The organism is Photobacterium andalusiense, from assembly GCF_900185625.1.
Classification (GTDB): domain Bacteria; phylum Pseudomonadota; class Gammaproteobacteria; order Enterobacterales; family Vibrionaceae; genus Photobacterium; species Photobacterium aquimaris.
Window position 1 is genome coordinate 342,765 of the sequence record NZ_FYAJ01000003.1, and the last position, 18,412, is coordinate 361,176.

Consider the following 18,412-nt stretch of genomic DNA (forward strand, 5'->3'; position numbering starts at 1 on the left):
GTTAAATAGAGAAAGCGTTAAATTAATAATAAAAAGATCTATTACAGGTTATTTTTGGAACCGCTATAAATAAGCATTGGCACTGTGTGCAGGTACGGTTGTCGGTCGCCATGGATCGCCAGTGTGTTCAAGCCATGGTATTAATTCTTCAGTAATTAATTTGTCGATAAGCATTGGATTAGCGGCAGCAATATTGTCCATTTGGTATGGGTCAATTTGGTTGTCATGCAGCACATACGTTAGTAGTTTTCCAATTTTTCTATCGATCATTAAGGTATAACGTTGCGAGCGAATACCACGACGTCCATATGACTGACCGCCATAAGGCATAAAAGTATAGAATTGCGAAGTTGGTTTAATATCACCATCAATACCACGTAGGGTATTGGCAAAGTTAGTGCCTTCAACGGTATCTGGGATGAGATTTTCCATACCCATTAAGCCCAGCATGGTTGGGTAAATGTCAGGAGCTGAAAATAATAAATCATTTTGTTGTGGATTCAGCTTACCTGGCCAACGGAAGATCATTGGAATACGCATTGCTTCGTCATAGTGAACATTTTTGGTTGGGTTACCGTTTGAACCCATACAACAACCATGATCAGAGAAAAACACCACTAACGTATCTTCGGTAAGGTTGAGGCGATCTAATTCATCAATAATGCGTCCGAATTGTTCATCAACACCATTAACCATTGCCATATATTGTTTAAAATACTGCGGGCCATAACCTTCTTGGTAAGGTTTATCCCATTGCACATTAGGACGGGTATTTAATTGTTGTGAAGTTTTACCACTAAAGCGATCTAAATACTTTTGTGGTATTTGATCATAAGGTGAATGGGGTGGATTCATCGAAACCACAAGCGTAAATGGTTGATCTTGCTTACGGTATTGACCATTTTCATTGCGTAGATATTTAATTGCGATATCCGCTTCGTGCTCAGGGCTCCACTGATTAATCCGCAGAGGTTTATCGCGGGTTGTATCATTGGTCCAGTACATTGGTGTCATATGTTTGTCATAGGTGCCATAGGCATACCAGAAGTCAAATCCATGACGACGATCAGGAGCTGTCCAATCATTCCAATAACGCCCTTCAGCTGGGTTATTGTAGCTAGGGATAAAAGGGGCTTGTGGTGCATCTAGGTGCCACTTGCCGATATAACCCATGCTATAGCCTTGTCTTTTAAGAACATCAGACCACGTTAATGTACTTTTCTTTAATTCAATACCGAAATCTTTACCACCAAATTGGCCTTCAACACCAGTGTGGCTATTACCTTGAATACCATTACGGTAAGGGTATTGCCCAGTCATTAGCATGCCACGGAACGGAGTGCATAGTGGAAAGTTTGATACAGCTTGGCGTAAAACGGCACTTTGACGTGCAAATTTATCAATATTGGGTGTCATTGATGGATCTTGCTGCATAAAACCTAATGCTTGAGCACGAAATTCATCAGGAAATATGATGACTAAATTCGGTTTTTTTAGTGTTTTTTGTGAGCTTGCTTTTGAAGCCGTTGCCGCTTGGGTATAACCCGCAGATAAGGTTGCAGCAACAGCACCACTAGCTGCCATACCTTTTAGTAATCCTCGACGTGATATAGACATCAACAAATCCTTATTAATTGAAAATATATAGTACTAGAGCATAAGCTTTGAATTGCTTCGGATCGTAAGCTAATGAAAGATTATTGACTGTGTAAGCGATCACATAAAAGAGATCGAAAGTAAAATAATGTAATTACTGATTAATTTGCGATAAATATAAGAGAGATGGCGCGGTATTTTATAAATTCAAGCTATGAATAGTTGGTTTATTGACTTTCGTTCTATATGATAGAAGGACTTACGTAACCTTACGTAAGATTTCACCGAAAGATATCGAAAGAATGTGAAAGAGATCAAAAGTTTTGTCTTGTCGCATTGTGGCTTTGTTTTTTAAGTGTAAGATTATTTCGAAATCAAATGAAAGAGATTTTATTTGGTTTCACAAGGAGACAAAAGTGAAAAGTGCAATTGAAAGGCGAATGGAAATCGTCAACGTGGTGAACCAAGAAGGAAAAGCCCGTGTCGAGGATCTCGCAGAAAAATTTAATGTATCAAGTGTCACGATTCGTAGTGATCTGAGTTTCTTAGAAAAGAATGGTTATGTAGTGCGTTCTCATGGCGCAGCTATTCCTAACTCAGGTGTGATTGCTGAATTAACCATTCATGAAAAGCGCCGGCATAACGCAGGAGTTAAGTCGCTTCTGGGCCAAGCCGCTGCCAAGCTTATTCATGACGGTGACACTGTCATTTTAGATTCAGGGACAACAACCCGCGAAATCGCAGCCAGCTTAAAAAGTATGGAAAATGTTGTTGTCATGACCAATGGTCTGGATGTGGCAATGGAGTTAGCTTCAGCACCGGGTGTTGAAGTATTAATGTCAGGTGGCGTACTTCGTAAAGAAGCGTTATCTTTTTCAGGCTCTCAAGCCGAAGCTGGCCTCAAGAACTTTCGTTTTGATAAAGTTTTTCTTGGGGTTGATGGCTTTGATTTACGAGCTGGTATCACCACACACAGCGAGCAAGAGGCAAGCCTCAACCGTTTAATGTGTGAGATTTCTGAACAAGTGATTGCGGTAGCTGATTCAACCAAATTTGGTAAACGTAGCTGCCATATGATTCGTGAGTTCGGAAATATTGATATTTTAGTAACAGATGCGGGCATTCCTGAAGATTATTTAGCTGGTCTTCGTGAAATGAAAGTAGAAGTTATTATTGTTGAAAAAGAGCACTGACTGATTAACTCCATGATCACATCACAGATGATGATTGTGGAGTTAATAAATGAACACCCTACAAACGCTTGTCCAACGTCATAAAGCAGGTGGCAATAATGGTATTTATGCTGTTTGCTCTGCACATCCGCTCGTTATTGAAGCGGCATTTGCTCAAGCGTTGGATGATAACTCAGTTTTATTAATCGAAGCGACGTCAAATCAAGTAGATCAATTTGGTGGTTACACCGGAATGACACCGATTGATTTTCGTCACTTTGTATTAACGATGGCTGAACAATTTCATTTCCCTACCGATAAACTGATTTTAGGTGGTGATCATCTTGGTCCTAATCGCTGGCAGCATCTAACAGCTGCTGAAGCAATGATGAATGCCGATGATTTAATTGCTGCTTATGTCGCCGCAGGCTTTAAGAAAATCCATTTAGATTGCAGCATGTCTTGCGCTGATGATCCAATTCCTCTCTCTGATGATACCGTTGCGGAACGTGCTGCACGTTTAGGTGCAATTGCCGAAAAAACAGCATTAGCAACTTTTGGTTATAGTGATCTTGTGTATGTCATTGGTACTGAAGTGCCTGTCCCTGGTGGTGCAGCAGAAACGTTAAATACGGTGGAAGTGACGTCACCACAAGCTGCAATGAAAACAATCGAAACTCATCAACGTGCGTTTGCTACTGCAAATATAGCTGATTGTTGGACACGTGTGATTGGATTAGTGGTGCAACCAGGGGTTGAATTTGATCACACCGGTGTTATTGATTATTGCCCAGAGAAAGCGAATCAATTAAGTGGTGTGGTTGATAGTTTTCCCCACATGGTATTTGAAGCACATTCGACAGACTATCAAACCCATGCCGCTTATCGTCAATTAGTACAAGACCACTTTGCTATTTTAAAAGTGGGCCCAGCTTTAACTTTCGCTATGCGTGAAGCGCTATTTAATTTATGTGAAATTGAAGCCGAAATTATTCCTAAAGCACATTGTTCTAATTTACGTGAATGTATTGAAGCACAAATGTGTGAAGCGCCACAGCATTGGCAAAAATATTATCACGGTAATGAATCAGAACAACGCTTCTCGCGCTGTTTTAGCTTTAGCGATCGTATGCGCTATTACTGGCCTGATAGTGTTATCAATCAAGCCCAAACAACCTTATTTAGAAATTTATCTCAAGTGGATATTCCGTTACCCCTTCTTAGTCAATATATGCCACAGCAATTCCAACATCTGCGTGAAGGTTTAATTTCATCAGATCCTAAGGCATTGGTATTAGACACAATTCGTCAAGTTTTACGTGCTTACTCTCAAGCATGTACTGAAAAATTAATCGCAGAGGTTTAAATACATGGAACAATATTTAGGTTATTCAGCAGCTGAACTTCAACGTTTTTCGGGTTATTGGACCGCGAAAGAAATCAATCAGCAGCCTGATTGTTGGGCGCAAACAGCGGCAATTACGCGTGAGTGTGAAGCGCAAATTAAATGCTTTATGGATAAGGTTTATGGTTACTCTAATTTACGCATTGTGTTAACTGGAGCGGGTACGTCAGCGTTTGCTGGTCGTTCTTTAGCTTTAGGTTTATCTCAGCGTTTACAGCGTCGTGTTGAGGCTATTTCAACCACTGATATTGTGTCAAATCCTAGTCAGTGTTTTGCTGAAAATATTCCTACCTTATTAGTGTCATTTGCTCGCTCTGGTAATAGCCCCGAAAGTGTGGCTGCAGTTGAGCTTGCCAATCAAACATTAACTGAGTGTTTCCACTTAGTGTTGACCTGTAATGTCGATGGACAGTTATATAAGTGTTGCAAAAATGATGAGCAATCACTTGCATTACTTATGCCCGCTGAAACCAATGATCAATCTTTTGCCATGACATCAAGTTTTTCATCAATGATGCTAGCAGCTTTTTCGGTTTTAATGTATGGCAACGATTACACGAAAGATATCGAAAGCATTTGTAAGTGTTCTGTGGGGTTGATCAAAGATTTAAATACCAAAATAAAGGATACTGCTAGTCAAGAACTAGAGCGGGTTATTTATTTAGGCAGTGGTGGTTTACAAGGCTTAGCTCAAGAATCGGCATTGAAATTACTTGAGCTAACCTCAGGTAAAGTCGTTGCAACATACGATTCTCCATTAGGGTTTCGCCACGGACCAAAATCTATTGTGAATCAAAATACGATGATTGTGGTGTTCATTAGTAACGACCCATATACCCGTAAATATGACTTGGATCTGTTAGCTGAACTTTGTCGCGATAATATTGCTGCTCGAGTGGTAGCGATTACAGCACAAGCGGATGAGATTGAAGCGGGTGCTGATGTTATTCGTGTTCCTAGTATGGAAACCGCGACCGATGTTGAATTACTTTTCCCTTATATGCTGTATGCGCAAATGTACTCGTTCCATCGCGCACTTGCACTAGGGAATACACCTGATAACCCATGTCCTACTGGCGAAGTTAACCGTGTAGTACAAGGAGTTACTATCCATTATTTATATGATTATTTGAAATAATTACGAAAGGTAGAACAATCATGACAACGCCAAATATTGTATGGACACGAATTGATGAACGTTTGTTACATGGTCAAATTCGTATTACTTGGGGTAAACATTCAGGCGCTAACCTTATTTTGGTTGCTAATGATGATGCAGCTGAAGGTCCAAATGCGGCTTTTATGCAAGCAGGTATGAAAGCATCAGCAGGGGGGGAGTACGCAGTGCGTTTCTTCTCAATCCAAAAAACGATTGATGTCATTAGTAAAGCTTCTCCGCAACAAAAGATTTTTATTTTGTGTAATAACCCAACCGATGTGGCGCGTTTAGTCGAAGGTGGAGTGCCTATTACTCATTGTAATGTCGGCAATATGCATTATCACGAAGGTAAACGTCAGATTAATAAGACAGTTTCTGTTGATGATAAAGATATCAATGCTTTTGAACGCATGGTCGCGAAAGGGGTAACTTGTACTATTCAAAATACTCCTGATCAAAAACCAATTAATGTACTTGAACTGGCTACCAGCGCTGCTTAAATCGCGATAGTCAAACGCCAAACGTGTAAAAGGAATAAATCATGTTTTTTGAAGCTGCGTTAGTAGCGGTGTGGGCTTTCTTTTGTGGTATCGATAAATACGATGTTGCATTGAATATTCACCGTCCGCTTATTACAGGTCCAGTTGTGGGCTTGATCATGGGTGACATGCAAATTGGTTTGATTGCAGGTGCGACATTAGAACTTGCTTGGTTAGGTTTAGTACCTAACGCCGGTGCTCAGCCACCAGATGTAACATTAGGTACGATTGCTGCGGTTGCTTTTGCAGTGATGACGGGTCAGTCAGCAGAAGTGGCAATGGGTGTGGGTATGCCGATTGCAGTATTGATGCAGATGTTGGTTATCGGCTTCTTTGCAATGACATCATTCACTATGGGTAAAGCGGATCGCTATGCTGAAAGAGGGGATTCTGCAGGCATTGATAAGCTGTTAATTGTCACCATCTTATCGCGTGCAATGCTGTATGCCACAGTGGCTTTTGTAACGGTTTACTTTGGTGAGCATGCGGCGACTTGGATTGATGAAAATGCACCAAAAGCACTGCTAACTGGTTTGGGTATTGGTGCCAAGATGGTTCCTGCGATTGGTTTCGCTATGTTGTTGAAAATCATGTGGTCAAAAGAAGTGGCAGGTGTGTTCTTCATTGGCTTTGTCATGACAACTTACTTAAAACTACCAATTATGGCTGTCGCAATTATCGGCGCCTCAATTGCAGCACTGTACTACTTCTTTAGCGGTTCAAACAACGGCGGCTCTAACAACAACCAACCTGGAGAATTTGAAGATGGCATCTGATATCACTGCGGGAACACTTCGCGATAAAAACACGGAAGAACATGTCAATTTGGTTGATGATATCGATGCATACGAAGATACCACACCACGTAAAGTGATCACTAAGAAAGACCTTTGGATGTGTTCTATCCGCGGTTTATTCATGGAAGGTAACTTTAACTTTGAACGTATGCAAGCAGGTGGTTTTGCTTACTCAATTATTCCAGCACTGAAAAAAATTCACGGCGATAACAAAGCCGATTTAGCCAAAGCATTAAAGAACCACCTTCAGTTTTTCAATGCTTCACCTAAGCTGTTTACCTTCTTATTAGGTACAGCGATTGCGATGGAAGAAAACAAAGAAAAACCATCAACGGTTAACGTAATGAAAGTGGCGGGTATGGGGCCAACAGGTGGTATCGGTGATGCTATCGACCACATGACATTGATGCCATTAACCCTAGCGTTAGGTGCATCAATTGCAATGGAAGGCTCGATTGCAGGTCCATTTGTGTTCTTTTTCTTGTACCAAATTGTTCACTTTGCGGTTTACTTTGGTTTGATGTTCATGGGTTACAAAGCGGGTACTGCCGCGATGGTTAACATGAGCGATTCAACTGAGAAGTTGGCAAAAGCTGCCAATATTATGGGTATCTTTGTTATTGGTGCGCTCTCTGCGACCTTTATTAAAGTGCAGACCACCCTCAGTCTCGAACTGGGGGGCAAAGTGGTGGACTTGCAGACCGCATTATTTGACAAGGTGATGCCAAATATTCTGCCACTGATGCTGGTGTTCTTTATGCTCAAAATGGTGAAAGGTACAGGGTTCTGGGCTAAGCCACCGGTATTGATTTTCAGCACATTAGCAGCCGGTGTTGTCGGTCACATGTTAGGTATTTTGTAATACCACCCTCGTTTAGTCGTGATGAGAGTCATCATCAATAATATCAAGGGGGACGGTGCTCCCCCTTATTTTCAAGGAAAGAATCATGATTGGTATCGTCGTTTCAGGTCATATTAACTTTGCATCAGGTATGGAATCAGCGGTTCGCGCCATTGCTGGTGAGCAACAACAAATGACGTATGTGGATTTTGTTGAAACTATGTCTACCGATGAGTTAGAACAGGCTTTACGTCAAGCTGCTGCTGATGTGGATAGTGGTGATGGAGTATTGTTTTTAACCGATATTCCTGGTGGATCTCCAGCTAATCGTGCCTTAGCAATAGTAATGGATACCCCTAATGTAGAACTTATTGGCGGCGCTAATTTACCTATGATCGCCAATGCTGCCTTTGAGCGTGATGATGCTGACTTAACTGATCTTGTTGATACCTTGCTTGATATTGGTATGTCATGCATGAAAGATATGCGTCGTGAACTTAATAGCATGATGACGCAATCAGCTGAACTTGAATGTGAAGACGGACTGTAATTATGCGCTTTGCACTTCATCCACAACGTATATTCACCCCCACAGGGATCCGCTATAACCACTATGTAGTAGTGAATAACGGTAAGGTTGAAAGCGTTACTGATAGCCGACCTTTTGATTGCGAAGTGATTGAATTAGAAGGTCAAACATTAGTACCGGGTTTTATTGATATTCATATTCATGGTCGTGCTGGCGCAGATGTTATGGATGCAACGCCAGCGGCATTGCAAACCATAGCCCAAGCATTACCAGCAACAGGCGTAGTGGCGTGGGTTGGAACTACAGTAACCGCACCTTGGTTAGATATAGTGTCTGCTTTACAACAAGTGCGACATTTCTGTGAGCAACCACAGCCATCAGGTGCAAGGTTATTAGGCAGCTTTCTTGAAGGACCTTACTTTACAGCAACACATCGAGGTTCACACCCAACCCAATATTTAACCGCGCCAACCATTGCTGCGTTAGCAGAATTAAAAGAAGTTGCTGCAGATTCATTATTACGCGTCGCCCTTGCACCTGAATATGATGGTGCTAATGAAGCTATTCAGTGGTTAACCGACAACGGTATAAAAACCTCTATAGCACATACCAATGCCAACTTTGAACAAGTAACTCAAGCGCATCAATATGGTGCCGATTGTGGTGTGCATTTATTTAACGGTATGAGTGGACTACACCATCGAGAGCCCGGTTGTGCAGGTGCGGTTCTTTATCACGATATGTTAGTTGAACTGATTGCTGATGGTATTCATGTTCACCCTGTAATGATGCAACTCGCTTATCGTATCAAAGGCTATCAAGGTATGACGTTAATTACTGATTGTATGCGTGCTGGTGGTCTTGAAGATGGTAAGTACCAACTTGGTGCACAGATGGTTAACGTAACCAATGGTGAAGCGCGTACTGATGACGGCTCTTTGGCCGGTAGCACTTGTAGTTTAGATCAAGCTATTCGCAATATGATCTTATTAGCCAATGTACCGGAATGGGAAGCGATTCAGATGGCATCTGCAGTACCTGCAAAATATTTGGGTATTGACGATCAATTAGGTGCGATTGCCCCAGAATATAACGCTAGTTTCGCGGTGCTTAATAGTCAATTTGAAATTCAAGCAACGTTAATCGACGGTGAGTGGTATTACCCATCATCGGCTCAACAATAATTCGTAATCATTCACAGCCTATTTAACTGCTGTGAGTCATGTAATGATTTAAGAGGTTTTTCATGGAAATTCGTCAACCAATTCATAGCCAGCATGCTAAGCAATTAGATACTGCAGGTATTCGTGAGCAGTTCTTAATTGAAAATATGTTTCAAGAAGGTCAAATCAACCTTACTTACAGCCATATCGATCGCATTATTGTGGGGGCGGCAGTACCGACTACTACGGCTATCGAGTTTGAAGGCGGTAAAGAAATTGGGGTTGATTACTTTTTGCAGCGTCGCGAATTAGGTGTGATCAATATTGGTGCGCCAGGGTTAGTGATTGTTGATGGTGAAACGTTTGAGATTGGTTCACGTGAAGCTATCTATGTGGGTATGGGCGCTAAGAATATTCGTTTTGAAAGTGTGATTGCAGATAAGCCTGCTCGTTTTTACTTAAATTGTGCTCCAGCTCATCATGGTTACCCAACCCGTAAAATTACCCGTGAAGATGCATCACCAGAGCAAATTGGTAGTCAAGAAAACTGTAACGTTCGTACTATTTATAAATACCTACATCCATCAGTGTTACCAACCTGTCAGCTATTAATGGGCATGACTGAATTGGCTCCGGGTAGTTTGTGGAACACCATGCCGTGTCATACCCATGAACGTCGTATGGAAGTGTATTTATATTTTGATATGAGCCAAGACAATATCGTGTTCCATTACATGGGGGAGCCTCAAGAAACGCGTCACATTGTGGTGCGTAATGAGCAAGCTGTGATTAGCCCTAGTTGGTCAATTCACTCTGGTGTTGGTACTGCAGCGTATACCTTTATTTGGGGAATGGTGGGTGAAAACCAAACTTTCCACGATATGGATCATGTTGCGATGAGCGATCTTAAATAAGCCGTTGTGGTTAATTATTAATGAATTTAGTGAGTAGCGTTGGCGACTATTGTTAGCGTTACTATACAAGGATAGAACTCGATGAATATGTTTGATTTAAGCGGTAAAGTTGCGATTGTGACTGGTTGTAATACAGGTCTTGGTCAAGGTATGGCATTAGGGCTTGCCAAAGCGGGTGCTGATATTGTGGGTATCGGTCATCAAGCTGCACCTGAAACTCAAGCACAAATTGAAGCATTAGGACGTAAATTTCATTACATTACCGCTAATTTAATGCAGCAAGATAAGCTTGAAAACATCGTTGCAGAAGCGGTAGAAGTGATGGGGCATGTTGATATTCTCATTAACAATGCTGGCATTATTCGTCGTGAAGACTTACTTAAGTTCTCTGAAAGTGATTGGGATGATGTGATTAACATTAACCAAAAAACCTTGTTTTTCTTATCCCAAGCCGTTGCTAAACGTTTTGTTGAGCAAGGTAATGGCGGCAAAATCATTAATATCGCTTCAATGTTATCTTTCCAAGGTGGTATTCGCGTACCGTCATACACCGCGAGTAAATCAGCTGTTATGGGTCTAACCCGCGCATTAGCGACTGAACTTGCTGAATATAATATTAATGTCAATGCGATTGCTCCAGGTTATATGGCAACGGATAACACTGAAGCCCTCCGTGCTGATGCTGAACGTAATGCTGCAATTTTAGAGCGTATTCCAGCTAATCGTTGGGGCTTACCGTCAGATTTAGAAGGCCCTGCAGTCTTTTTAGCATCAAGTGCGAGTGATTATATTAATGGTTATACCATCGCAGTTGATGGTGGTTGGTTAGCACGCTAAGGAGAGCAAATCATGGCTGTATTAGGTTCAAAAGAAACGATTTTAACGGCAATGAAGCGTGTTTATCGTTACCAAGCACAAAACCAGACTCGCAGTGTGGTCCGTCGCAGCGGTAAAACTCGTTTTATTAAAGATACTGACTGGGAGCGTGGCGTATTTTGGTCATGTGTCTCTGCAGCATGGTTAGCAACGGACGATAATGAATATCTTGATGGTGTAATGAACTATACCCTCCATACAGGTTTTCGTCCTGGACCGAATGATCGTTTTGCTGATGATCATATTTGCTGCCAAGCCTACCTTGATGTTTACCCATTAATTGATCAAGTTGAAGCGTTAGAGCCAACCATTAAAGCGTTAGATCTTATGGTTGAGAGCCCACAACCTGGCCGTAAAGATTGGTGGTGGTGTGATTCATTATTTATGGCCCCGCCAGCTTTTGCTGGGTTAACCCAACGCACTGGTGATCCTAAATACCTTGATTACATGAACACAGCATTTTGGGATTCGGTAGAGCACCTACTCGATCCTGAAACAGGTCTATTCTACCGTGATTACCGTTATATTCCTGATGGTAATGGTGGAGAACTACGTGAAGCTAACGGCAATAAAGTCTTCTGGAGCCGAGGTATTGGCTGGGTATTAGCCGCAGTGCCACGTTTACTTGCGCGTATGCCGAACGATTATCCACAGCGTGAAAAATATTTAGCGTTGTTTAGCTCGCTTGCAGCAGAAGTGATTAAGTATCAGCAAGCTGATGGTTTTTGGCGTACAAGTTTGCTCGATCCTGAAAATTTTCCAGCACCAGAAAGCAGCGCTACCGCGTTATTCTGTTACGGTTTAGCGTGGGGAATTAAGCACGGGCATCTTGATGCTGAAATATACCTGCCAGTGGTTGAGACTTCATGGACTGCTCTGCAAAGCTGTATTCATGATAATGGCATGATCGGCTGGGTACAGTTACCTGCATTTAATCCGCGTGATGTCGCCTTTGAACATAATATTGATTACGGTGCAGGAGCATTTTTATTGGCTGCTACAGCTGTTGCTGAGCTGGTCGAATAAATAATAATAACGTCAACGCAATAAGTTGAAAGCTAAGTTAGTTCAAGCCGATTTACATGCTAGATCGGCTTTTTTTATTGTGCATCGCGGATTAGCTAAAAAACTCTAAATATAGATAAGGATATTGTAATGAATAAGTTAGCCATTATAGCTGCTGCTGTGACAGTAAGTATGACAAGTTACCATGTCATCGCTGAAACAGTTACTCCAACGGCTGAACCCATTGCTGCGGTATATAACATCAATTATGCCAAGATTGCCCCTGTTATTGATGGTATCGCCCATGATAATGAATGGAAATCAGCTCAAGCATTAACTGATTTTACTTTTCCTTGGCGTGATACACCCGCACCAGTAACAGAATTTAAAGCAGTGTGGCATGCAGATTCACTCTATTTTCAATACACAGTGGCAGATGCGAATGTCGCGATTGGCACTGATCCAGAACGTGCTATTTTAGATTCCGATCGAGTAGAAATTTTCCTTGCTAAAGATGCGCAATTATCGCGTTATTACACCATGGAAATTGATCCAAAAGCGCGCGTGTTTAGTGCAGAAGCTAGCTATGACATGGTCAATAAAAAACGCGCATCGCTAGATAGTAATTGGACATGGAAAGGTTTAGAAACTAAAGCAAGTTTAACTGACAATGGCTATGTTGTTGAAGGTAAATTACCCCTGCAAACATTGACTGATTTATCGCTATGGCAGAATAAACAACAAACGCAATTATTGTGTGCTTTAATGCGGGCAGAGTTCACTCAACAAGCTGATGGTAAATTAGATATGGGGTGGATGACATGGGTCGATCCCAATACACCTAAACCTAACTTTCACAATCCGCAAACATTTGGTCATTGCCAGTTAGTAAAATAATGACGTCTAATTAATATAGACCATTAAAAAATAAGGTTTATGCTGATATTTATATCATATGGCATAAGCCTTTTTTTATTTTATAGGTCTGATTCTGTTTTTTATGGTGGTGTTTTAGATAGGAATATAATGCAAATATTGGGATAAACACTAAAGTCTGTGAGATAATACTTGGCTAAGGTATAAATCTACCACCATCTGCGGCTAGGTTTATTCTCTCCGAGATATTTTATTGCATTTCCAATCGAGTTAGTGGACTTAATGATACGTATTAATGAAGTTAAATTACCGTTAGATCATAGTGAAGTAGCTTTACATGATTTTGTCATCAACAAGTTATCGATAAATAAAGACCAACTAGTTGATATTCATATCTTTAAACGTGGTTATGATGCCCGTAAAAAGAATGATATCTATCTGATTTATACTTTAGATGTCACTTTAAAAGACGTTGATGAAGAGCAATTACTAACGACGTTTGCTAACGATCATCATGTGAAAGCATCACCAGATACAAGCTATCAATATGTGACTCAAGCGCCTGAAAACATTACCGAGCGTCCAATTGTTATTGGTATGGGGCCATGTGGTTTGTTTACTGGCCTTATTCTGGCGCAGATGGGATTCAAACCTATTATTCTAGAGCGCGGAAAATCAGTGCATGAACGTGCCAAAGACACCTTCCGTTTTTGGCGTACACGTGAGCTAAACACTGAATCAAATGTACAATTTGGTGAAGGTGGCGCAGGTACATTCTCTGACGGTAAACTATATAGCCAAGTAAAAGATCCTCGTTTCCTTGGCCTTAAAGTAAAACAAGAGTTTGTTGCGGCAGGCGCACCAGCTGAAATTATTTATGTTAGCAAACCTCACATTGGTACCTATAAATTGGTAACGATGGTTGAGAAGATGCGCCGTAAAATTATTGAACTTGGCGGTGAGATTCGTTTCGAAACTCGTGTTGAAGAAATCAATATTGATGATAATAGCCAAGTAACGGGTGTGACATTATCAACTGGTGAAGTGATCCCGTCAAAGCATGTTGCATTAGCGATTGGTCACAGCGCACGCGATACTTTTAAGATGTTGCATGACAAAGGTGTCCACCTTGAAGCGCAATCATTCTCGGTTGGTTTCCGTATTGAGCATAAACAAGAAACCATTGATGCAGCACGTTTTGGTAAAAATGCCGGCCATCCATTATTAGGTGCTGCTGACTATAAACTGGTTCACCACTGTAAGAATGGTCGTTCTGTTTATAGCTTCTGCATGTGTCCTGGTGGGGTTGTGGTTGCTGCGACATCTGAGCTTGAGTCAGTGGTAACTAACGGTATGAGCCAATATTCACGTAGTGAGCGTAATGCTAACAGTGCGATTGTGGTAGGTATTTCACCACAAGATTTTGCAAACGATCCAATGCAAGGTATTGCACTACAACGTAAGTTAGAGCGTAATGCTTATGTTCTTGGTGGCAGCACTTATGATGCACCTGCGCAATGTGTTGGTGATTTCTTAGCCGGTAAAACTGTCAGTCAAATGGGTGATGTTGAACCGTCTTACAAACCAAATGTTAAGTTTACTGATCTAAGCACTAGCTTACCTGATTATGCTATCGAAGCTATTCGTGAAGCATTGCCTGCGTTTAATAAAAAGATCAAAGGCTTCTCTAATGCCGATAGCATGCTAACAGGTGTTGAAACACGAACCTCTTCTCCTGTACAAATTAAGCGTGGTAAAGATTTCCAAAGTATTAATACTAAAGGTTTATACCCTGCTGGTGAAGGTGCAGGTTATGCGGGTGGTATTTTGTCTGCGGGTATCGATGGTATTAAAGTTGCTGAAGCTATTGCGCTTGATATGTTGAATGCGTAATTAGTAAACCACTAAAAGGTGTGGTAACCATAAATTACGGTTAGCACACCTTTCATTGTTATTGTATTTTCTAAGTCTTCGCTACCATTATCTGCGTTAACTTCATCAAACCGCGATCTAAAAACACCGTTTGAACATGTTTATATTTGACTATTCTAAAAGATGACGGCTAATTATTACTTATCGTGAAAGATGAGGTTGAGCGTGATTTTTGTTAATAATTTGAAGTTACTAGCCATGCTGAAATATTTAGTTACAATAACGCGCAATAAGAGTAAATAGCCTCTTTCAATTGATTGAGTGCAAGAGTTTACTGATAGTAATAATATGGAAATATAGTCGGATATAAATAGTAATGTTAAATGAAAGGCGGTTCTTTTTATCATTAATGCCCTATTTGTTACTGCTAGTGGCTGGGGTAGTAGATTCAGTTGGTTTTTTACATCTTAAAGATGGAGTGTTTGCCTCTTTTATGAGTGGCAACTCGACGCATTTAGGGATGATGCTCAGTTATCATGATATTCCTCAAGCTTCTATTTATATTGCAATCTTGGGTATTTTCATTATAGGGGCAATGTCTGGCGAGCTAATCGCTTTATCTAGTCGTCGATTCTACCGCGGTGTCGTGATGGCATCGGTATCCGTTGTCCTGCTATTTGCAACCATTATGCAGTATTATGTGCCTTTTTTAGCGGTGAACTTTATCATTTGTTACGCAATGGGAATGCAAAATATCGCATTACGATTAACGATTGAAAAAGCAATACCATTGACTTACGCCACTGGTTATTTAGTCAATATTGGCCGATTACTGGCACTGGCGATTGTTGGTAAAGGCGAGAAAAAACGGTTGCTACAATACCTCGGTTTATGGGGGTCATTGATTAGCGGTGCAGTGATAGGCGGGACAATTATGCAAACAATCCCTCAATATTCATTATTACCGCCATTAGCATTAACGGTCTCAATCGCTATCACATTGCTATATATCGAACATACACAGCGTTCAACACCTATTGACACTGAATTGTAATAAAGACTGTCAATTCACAGTGTAAATAATAAAAAGGCCAGCATCTATATGCTGGCCTTTTTATTGATATTTTGGTCGTGATCATTCTCGCTGAATTTACTGCTTATAATTGCAATTGCATGCATATGTTCTTACACTGGTTAGTGTGGTTTTGCTGATAATGGAGAATGGTATGCAGACACCGATCCCTTGCAATATGATTAGCGGTGTTATTTTTGATTTAGACAATACGCTAGTAAGCTCAGCATTAAACTTTGACTGGTTACGCCAACAATTAGGCTGTTCGGCTGATACTGATTTATTGCAATATATTGATGAGATACCAAACATTTCTTTACGCAAACAATTACAACAAACCGTCATTGACTATGAATTAGCAGATGCCCGTCAATCTACTGTTATGCCTCAATGCCAACAATTATTGTCTTATCTTAAGCAACAAAACATTCCGACAGCAGTGGTAACACGCAATTGCGCTCAAGCAGCAATATTGAAGATAAATCACCATAAACTGCAATTTAAGCATATTGTTTCACGTGAAGACTTTGCTCCTAAACCGGCTCCTGATGCTTTAGTTTATATTGCTAAGCAGTGGCAATTAGCGCCTCAAAATATACTCTATGTTGGTGATTATGTTTATGATTTACAAGCTGCTTACCGTGCCAATATGCCATCATGTTTAGTGACTAATGGTGAGAATTTACCGTTTACTCAACAAGCATCGATTGTGGTTCCAAGCTTAGGAGGCTTGACAAAGATTTTACGGCAACAAGCATATATGTTATCGCAAGAGCGTGATAGGGTAGAGTGTAATATCCCGTCAGGAAATTAATTATGGCTAATCCAGTAAACCCCAAAGCATTATTACATAGTAAATGGACCAAAGTAGTGGTGGATAATAAAGAAAAGCATTTTGAGATTGTTACAGTATTATTTAATGATAATCAGCAAGTCGAAAAGTGTGTGATTCAAGCTGTAATGACCAATCGACTTTATGATATTAAGTGGCAAGATTTAAAAGATGATCAGAGTTGGCTTATCGGCTGGAATTAAGCATTTGCTGCTTCAAGTGCTAATAAAATTTGTTTTTTGTCTAATCCGCCAGCATAACCAGTTAAGTTTCCATTTTTTCCGATCACACGGTGGCATGGAATAACGATTGATAATGGATTTTTACTGTTTGCCATGCCCACTGCTTGGCAAGCTTTTGGATTATCAATAGTGACAGCGAGTTGTTGATAACTCCAATGGCTGCCATACGGAATCGTCAGCAATGCTTGCCAAACCCGTTGTTGAAAATCGGTACCTTGCGGTGCTAAAGGTAAATTAAATTGTTGGCGTATACCTGCAAAATATTGTTGTAATTGCTGCTCACATTCAGCTAAAAGAGGATGTTGTGGTGAGTAGATCGCAGTTTCAACCGTAGGTGTTTGGTGCTTATATAAAATAGCCGTTAATGCACTATCCGTGGCGTATAGCGTTAAACAGCCCAATGGTGTGTCTATGATGTGGTAATAAGTCGACATGATAAAAACCTTCGCGCTATAGTTTGATAACCAGCCATAGCGCGATTAATGATGGGTAAAATAGCTTATTGGTGTTGTTTTAAATACTCAAGTGCGCCAACGATTGCAGCAACCTGCGCCATATTACATTCATTATCAGTAACACGTGGGCTATCAGGGTAGACTTCTGTCGTTGAAGTGTATTCTGCATCGGTTACGCTAGCACATAAGCCTAATGCTTTTAATGGATAATTAATCACCCCTTCTTGAGTGATCGGCTCACCAATAATATTACCTTCACTGTCTGCTGGTGCAATATGAGTAACATGACGAACTGAGTCAATAATGGCTTTTTGGAAAGCATCTTGAGGATTTTCACTGTCGCCAACACCATAAAAACCGTCAGGTACGATATCTGGAATATATTCTTTACCATCGCGTGCCGCTAGTGCTGGCCTAAACTCACTTTCATCGCTGTCTGTTGTTTCATGTAAATCAAGGTGCATTAGAAAATGCGTTTGTTGGGCTTGGACGAGTTGCATTAATGCTGCTGATTCTTCTGCTGGGCTATTAGCATAAAATGAACGGTTAGGATCAACTGTATTGGGGTTCCAGCGATTAATCGTTTCATATCCCCATGGGCTAACACAAGGTACCACTAAAATATTAAAGTCAGCACTATATTGTTCAGCTTTCAGTGCTAAAAAAGCTAATGCGCCATGAACACCGCTAGTTTCATAACCATGAATACCACCAGTAATAAGTACTGTTGGTTTGGTTTTATCCCAATGATGAGTTTTAATTGCAAATAGTGGGTATTTTTCTGGTGCGTAAGATAATGCACCGTATTGTTCAATATCGAATTTTTCACTTAAAGCATGAACTTTAGAAACAACTTGCTCTAGATAACTACGTTTAATAGTGGTTTGTGCTAACCACTCGGCTTTTTCTGTTGCGCCCCATTTTATTCCTGGTGCACCGATTGCGTATCTCACTGAATTATCCATTGTAGTACCTATTCATTATTATTGATGCGTTTACTTTCAGAGGGTAAACAGCTTGTAATATTTAAGCAAATATTGATGTCAAAGAAAGAGCAAAAACGATAA

At 40.7% G+C, this 18,412-nt stretch carries 19 protein-coding genes; 16 read left to right on the top strand and 3 right to left on the bottom strand.

The annotated features are described in order from the left end of the window. Window positions 1–63 precede the first annotated feature (63 nt). Window positions 64–1,617: a sulfatase family protein gene (locus PAND9192_RS10600; protein ID WP_087853780.1), complete on the bottom strand. Its 1,554-nt coding sequence runs from the start codon at window positions 1,615–1,617 to the stop codon at window positions 64–66. Window positions 1,618–2,012: 395 nt separating this feature from the next. Between PAND9192_RS10600 and agaR the strand changes: the two genes are divergently transcribed. The 16 genes from agaR (at window position 2,013) to PAND9192_RS10680 (ending at window position 16,851) form a co-directional block, all read left to right on the top strand. Beyond that, window positions 2,013–2,789, top strand: coding sequence for a transcriptional repressor AgaR (gene agaR, locus PAND9192_RS10605; protein WP_060997262.1), 777 nt, complete (start codon window positions 2,013–2,015; stop codon window positions 2,787–2,789). A 49-nt stretch (window positions 2,790–2,838) separates the two neighbouring features. Beyond that, complete coding sequence (gene kbaZ / locus PAND9192_RS10610) at window positions 2,839–4,134, top strand: tagatose-bisphosphate aldolase subunit KbaZ (protein WP_087853781.1); 1,296 nt, start codon at window positions 2,839–2,841, stop codon at window positions 4,132–4,134. Window positions 4,135–4,138: 4 nt separating this feature from the next. After that, a complete protein-coding gene (locus tag PAND9192_RS10615) occupies window positions 4,139–5,311 on the top strand; it encodes an SIS domain-containing protein (RefSeq protein ID WP_060997260.1) in 1,173 nt (390 codons plus the stop codon). A 20-nt stretch (window positions 5,312–5,331) separates the two neighbouring features. Continuing rightward, window positions 5,332–5,832 (top strand): PTS N-acetylgalactosamine transporter subunit IIB, encoded by a 501-nt coding sequence (gene agaV / locus PAND9192_RS10620; RefSeq protein WP_060997259.1) that lies wholly within the window; start codon window positions 5,332–5,334, stop codon window positions 5,830–5,832. Between the two features lie 41 nt (window positions 5,833–5,873). After that, on the top strand, window positions 5,874–6,647 hold the full coding sequence (gene agaW / locus PAND9192_RS10625) for a PTS N-acetylgalactosamine transporter subunit IIC (RefSeq protein ID WP_087853782.1): 774 nt from the start codon (window positions 5,874–5,876) through the stop codon (window positions 6,645–6,647). Beyond that, window positions 6,637–7,530, top strand: a complete 894-nt coding sequence (locus tag PAND9192_RS10630; protein WP_036792011.1) for a PTS system mannose/fructose/sorbose family transporter subunit IID — start codon at window positions 6,637–6,639, stop codon at window positions 7,528–7,530. Before agaW ends, PAND9192_RS10630 begins: the two co-directional genes overlap by 11 nt. Before the next feature lie 85 nt (window positions 7,531–7,615). Then, on the top strand, window positions 7,616–8,059 hold the full coding sequence (gene agaF / locus PAND9192_RS10635) for a PTS galactosamine/N-acetylgalactosamine transporter subunit IIA (protein ID WP_087853783.1): 444 nt from the start codon (window positions 7,616–7,618) through the stop codon (window positions 8,057–8,059). 2 nt (window positions 8,060–8,061) lie between these two features. Further along, on the top strand, window positions 8,062–9,222 hold the full coding sequence (nagA, locus tag PAND9192_RS10640; RefSeq protein WP_087853784.1) for an N-acetylglucosamine-6-phosphate deacetylase: 1,161 nt from the start codon (window positions 8,062–8,064) through the stop codon (window positions 9,220–9,222). Between the two features lie 62 nt (window positions 9,223–9,284). Beyond that, window positions 9,285–10,115, top strand: a complete 831-nt coding sequence (gene kduI, locus PAND9192_RS10645) for a 5-dehydro-4-deoxy-D-glucuronate isomerase (protein WP_065168733.1) — start codon at window positions 9,285–9,287, stop codon at window positions 10,113–10,115. A gap of 81 nt (window positions 10,116–10,196) precedes the next feature. Next, window positions 10,197–10,952 (top strand): 2-dehydro-3-deoxy-D-gluconate 5-dehydrogenase KduD, encoded by a 756-nt coding sequence (gene kduD / locus PAND9192_RS10650; RefSeq protein ID WP_087853785.1) that lies wholly within the window; start codon window positions 10,197–10,199, stop codon window positions 10,950–10,952. 12 nt (window positions 10,953–10,964) lie between these two features. Then, complete coding sequence (locus PAND9192_RS10655; RefSeq protein ID WP_087853786.1) at window positions 10,965–12,017, top strand: glycoside hydrolase family 88/105 protein; 1,053 nt, start codon at window positions 10,965–10,967, stop codon at window positions 12,015–12,017. A gap of 129 nt (window positions 12,018–12,146) precedes the next feature. After that, complete coding sequence (locus PAND9192_RS10660; RefSeq protein WP_234999074.1) at window positions 12,147–12,893, top strand: carbohydrate-binding family 9-like protein; 747 nt, start codon at window positions 12,147–12,149, stop codon at window positions 12,891–12,893. Window positions 12,894–13,154: 261 nt separating this feature from the next. Continuing rightward, window positions 13,155–14,765, top strand: a complete 1,611-nt coding sequence (locus PAND9192_RS10665; protein ID WP_087853787.1) for an NAD(P)/FAD-dependent oxidoreductase — start codon at window positions 13,155–13,157, stop codon at window positions 14,763–14,765. Between the two features lie 355 nt (window positions 14,766–15,120). After that, complete coding sequence (locus PAND9192_RS10670) at window positions 15,121–15,798, top strand: YoaK family protein (RefSeq protein ID WP_087853788.1); 678 nt, start codon at window positions 15,121–15,123, stop codon at window positions 15,796–15,798. A gap of 172 nt (window positions 15,799–15,970) precedes the next feature. Then, window positions 15,971–16,630: an HAD family hydrolase gene (locus PAND9192_RS10675; protein WP_087853789.1), complete on the top strand. Its 660-nt coding sequence runs from the start codon at window positions 15,971–15,973 to the stop codon at window positions 16,628–16,630. Window positions 16,631–16,632: 2 nt separating this feature from the next. Further along, window positions 16,633–16,851 (top strand): TIGR02450 family Trp-rich protein, encoded by a 219-nt coding sequence (locus tag PAND9192_RS10680; RefSeq protein WP_087853790.1) that lies wholly within the window; start codon window positions 16,633–16,635, stop codon window positions 16,849–16,851. On the opposite strand, the gene PAND9192_RS10685 is transcribed toward PAND9192_RS10680, so the two are convergent. Then, the gene (locus PAND9192_RS10685) at window positions 16,848–17,324 is read right to left on the bottom strand and encodes a methylated-DNA--[protein]-cysteine S-methyltransferase (protein ID WP_087853791.1); all 477 of its coding nucleotides are present in this window, start codon (window positions 17,322–17,324) and stop codon (window positions 16,848–16,850) included. The two genes, PAND9192_RS10680 and PAND9192_RS10685, sit on opposite strands and share 4 nt — an antisense overlap. Window positions 17,325–17,389: 65 nt before the next feature. Beyond that, entirely contained in the window at window positions 17,390–18,310 is a 921-nt protein-coding gene (locus tag PAND9192_RS10690; protein WP_087853792.1) for a M14 family metallopeptidase, read from the bottom strand. Window positions 18,311–18,412 lie beyond the last annotated feature (102 nt).

Excerpts from the sequence above, each read along its gene's own strand:
- PAND9192_RS10655 (WP_087853786.1), top strand. The coding sequence starts at position 10,965 with ATGGCTGTATTAGGTTCAAAAGAAACGATTTTAACGGCAATGAAGCGT.
- kduI (WP_065168733.1), top strand. The coding sequence starts at position 9,285 with ATGGAAATTCGTCAACCAATTCATAGCCAGCATGCTAAGCAATTAGAT.
- PAND9192_RS10685 (WP_087853791.1), bottom strand. The coding sequence starts at position 17,324 with ATGTCGACTTATTACCACATCATAGACACACCATTGGGCTGTTTAACG.
- agaW (WP_087853782.1), top strand. The coding sequence starts at position 5,874 with ATGTTTTTTGAAGCTGCGTTAGTAGCGGTGTGGGCTTTCTTTTGTGGT.
- PAND9192_RS10600 (WP_087853780.1), bottom strand. The coding sequence starts at position 1,617 with ATGTCTATATCACGTCGAGGATTACTAAAAGGTATGGCAGCTAGTGGT.
- nagA (WP_087853784.1), top strand. The coding sequence starts at position 8,062 with ATGCGCTTTGCACTTCATCCACAACGTATATTCACCCCCACAGGGATC.
- PAND9192_RS10680 (WP_087853790.1), top strand. The coding sequence starts at position 16,633 with ATGGCTAATCCAGTAAACCCCAAAGCATTATTACATAGTAAATGGACC.
- PAND9192_RS10670 (WP_087853788.1), top strand. The coding sequence starts at position 15,121 with ATGTTAAATGAAAGGCGGTTCTTTTTATCATTAATGCCCTATTTGTTA.
- PAND9192_RS10675 (WP_087853789.1), top strand. The coding sequence starts at position 15,971 with ATGCAGACACCGATCCCTTGCAATATGATTAGCGGTGTTATTTTTGAT.
- PAND9192_RS10665 (WP_087853787.1), top strand. The coding sequence starts at position 13,155 with ATGATACGTATTAATGAAGTTAAATTACCGTTAGATCATAGTGAAGTA.
- agaV (WP_060997259.1), top strand. The coding sequence starts at position 5,332 with ATGACAACGCCAAATATTGTATGGACACGAATTGATGAACGTTTGTTA.
- PAND9192_RS10660 (WP_234999074.1), top strand. The coding sequence starts at position 12,147 with ATGAATAAGTTAGCCATTATAGCTGCTGCTGTGACAGTAAGTATGACA.
- kduD (WP_087853785.1), top strand. The coding sequence starts at position 10,197 with ATGAATATGTTTGATTTAAGCGGTAAAGTTGCGATTGTGACTGGTTGT.
- PAND9192_RS10630 (WP_036792011.1), top strand. The coding sequence starts at position 6,637 with ATGGCATCTGATATCACTGCGGGAACACTTCGCGATAAAAACACGGAA.
- agaF (WP_087853783.1), top strand. The coding sequence starts at position 7,616 with ATGATTGGTATCGTCGTTTCAGGTCATATTAACTTTGCATCAGGTATG.
- PAND9192_RS10690 (WP_087853792.1), bottom strand. The coding sequence starts at position 18,310 with ATGGATAATTCAGTGAGATACGCAATCGGTGCACCAGGAATAAAATGG.
- PAND9192_RS10615 (WP_060997260.1), top strand. The coding sequence starts at position 4,139 with ATGGAACAATATTTAGGTTATTCAGCAGCTGAACTTCAACGTTTTTCG.
- kbaZ (WP_087853781.1), top strand. The coding sequence starts at position 2,839 with ATGAACACCCTACAAACGCTTGTCCAACGTCATAAAGCAGGTGGCAAT.